We start from the raw sequence: 2,363 nt of genomic DNA on the forward strand, positions 1-2,363 counted from the left end.
TGTCCCCGTACTCGTGTGAGTGCACCACCAAGTACGGGGATAGGTGCACCACTCAGGCCACGTCGGTGTCTCGTTCGATGGCTTGGAGTCGGTTCTTGAGCCGGTAGCTGTTGCCGTTGATGGGAACGACTTCGCAGTGGTGCAGGAGGCGGTCGAGGATGGCGGTGGCGAGGACTTCGTCCCCGAAGACCTGGCCCCATTCGCTGAAGGTCTTGTTCGAGGTCAGGATGATCGAGCCCTTCTCGTAACGCTTGGAGATCACCTGGAAGACCAGGTTCGCCTCGGCTCGCTCGAGGGGCTGGTATCCCACTTCATCGACCACAAGGACGCCCGGCCGCAGGTAGGTGCCGAGCTTGCTGGTCAGACGGCCGGCCGCTTCGGCGGCTTTGAGGTTGCGGACCATGTCGTCGAGGCTGGTGAAGTAGATCGAGTAGCCGGCCCGGCAGGCCGCGACGGCCAGGGCGACGGCAATGTGCGTCTTGCCGACGCCGGGCGGACCGAGCAAAGCCACGTTGGCCTTCTCCTCGACGAAGGAGAGGCTGGCGAGATCCTTGACCTTGCGGGGGTCGAGCTCGGGCTGGAAGGAGAAGTCGTAGTCATCCAGCGTCTTGTGGTGCGGCAGCTTCGACAGCCGAAGTCCCTGGCGAAAGCGCCGGTCGTCCTTGACGGCGAGTTCCTCGGACAGCACCAGGTCGAGGAAGTCGAGATAGCCCATCTTGGCCTCGTCACCCCGCTGGACGTACTGGTTGAGGGCATCGGCCAGGTGAGGCAGGCCGAGCTTGACGGCCGTGGTGCGGATGCGGGTGCCGGTCAGCTCGCTCAACGGGCTTCCTTTGTCGCAGTGTTGGACGTGAAGGGGCGGGTGCCGGTCAGCTCGTCGTAGACCGACAGCGGACGGCGGCCGACCTCGACGCGGGCAGCGGCGGCCCGGTTCAGCAGGGCCTGCAGCGGGCCGGCCTCTGGCTCGTGTGAGGGCGCCTGGCGGGGCGACGGCGGACTGTCGCCGGTGGTGACGCGGCGGCCCGCGCCGGTGGGCAGCCCGTCCCAGTGCCTCTCGTCGACGATGCGGGCGCCGCGGCCCACAGCCCGTGGATGGGCGGCCAGCACAGTCTCACCGTCCGGGCCGGGGATCGTGGAGTGCAGCGTGACCTGGGACTTCGTGGCCCGGACTTCGACCAGCTGGCGGGGGCGGACTTTGCGGGCGGGCACCGAGTAGAGGTTCGCGTCGAAGGCCACCAGGCAGTCCTTGCCGACATGCCGCAGATGCCGCTGGGCGACCACATACGGAGTCCCGGGCAAGGGGCGAAGGGCCATGTGGTCACGCTCCGCCCGGTGTCCGATGACCTCGCCATGAGTGCCGTGCACCTTCGCCCGCCGCATCGGGACCCAGGCTGCGAAAGCGGCGTTCATCTCTTCGATGGACGCAAACGCCCGTCCGGCCAGCACGTGGTCACGCACGATGGCGACCTGACGCTCGACGCGGCCCTTGCCCTGCGGCCGGTAGGCGGCCAGCACATCGATGTCGAAGTCGCAGTGCCCGGCGAACGCGACCGCCTCGGGATGCAGCGGGACCGCCTCACCGGGGGCGACGTGCCGGCGCACGACGGTCTTGGTGCGGTCGTAGACGATCGTCATCGGCACCCCGCCGAAGTGCGCGAACGCCTGCCGGTGGCAGTCGAAGAAGGTCGCCAGGTCCTGGCTGGTGGTGAAGCAGCAGAACGGGTCGCGCGAGTACGACAACGTCATGTGGAACGAGTAGACCTTCGGGATCCCGACATGAGCGAGGAGCTTGCCCTCATCACCCCAGTCCACCTGGGCCTGAGCCCCCGGAACCACCTCGAACCTGCGGTGCAGACCAGCCAGTTCACCCGGGCTGATCCCCAGCTCCTCGGCGATCCGGGGCCTGGCCTCCTGCAGGTAGAGCTTCACCCGCTGGTAGTTGATCGTGACCCCGTACTCCTGGACCAGCCGCTCGTGGATCACGGCTCCCTTGAGCAGGATCTCCGCCTTGAGCATCGCATCGATCAGCGGGGCAACCTCGTCCACCACCCGCCGCCGCGGCCGACCGTTCGGCTCCCGCTGCGGCGGCGCAGCCGACACCTCGCTCGACAGGTACTTCGCGACCGTGCGGCGGTTCAGCCCGGTCTCCTTCGCGATCTCCCGCAGGCTCATCGCGCCGGACTCATACAAGCCGCGAAACCGCCGAAGCTCCAGCCAGCGATGCGGATCCAAGACCACCGTCAGCCGCCCCTCTGCCACCCCGAACCGACAGCAGCAGACTCGCGGCCCTTGCCCCTCACCGCATCAACGACGGTGCAGTCTCATCCGTACGAGGTGGTGCACGATCACTTGTACGCGGACAG

Annotated in this window: 2 protein-coding genes; both read right to left on the reverse strand. The window is 67.7% G+C overall.

What is annotated here, in order from left to right; genetic code table 11:
- Positions 1 to 52: 52 nt before the first annotated feature.
- Positions 53 to 823: an IS21-like element helper ATPase IstB gene (gene istB / locus ACFY0U_RS45645; RefSeq protein ID WP_388646472.1), complete on the reverse strand. Its 771-nt coding sequence runs from the start codon at positions 821 to 823 to the stop codon at positions 53 to 55.
- Positions 820 to 2,238 (reverse strand): IS21 family transposase, encoded by a 1,419-nt coding sequence (istA, locus tag ACFY0U_RS45650; protein ID WP_388646473.1) that lies wholly within the window; start codon positions 2,236 to 2,238, stop codon positions 820 to 822. The genes istB and istA overlap by 4 nt, the downstream gene beginning before the upstream one ends.
- Positions 2,239 to 2,363 lie beyond the last annotated feature (125 nt).

The organism is Streptomyces sp. NPDC001536, assembly GCF_042894505.1.
Taxonomy (GTDB): domain Bacteria; phylum Actinomycetota; class Actinomycetes; order Streptomycetales; family Streptomycetaceae; genus Streptomyces.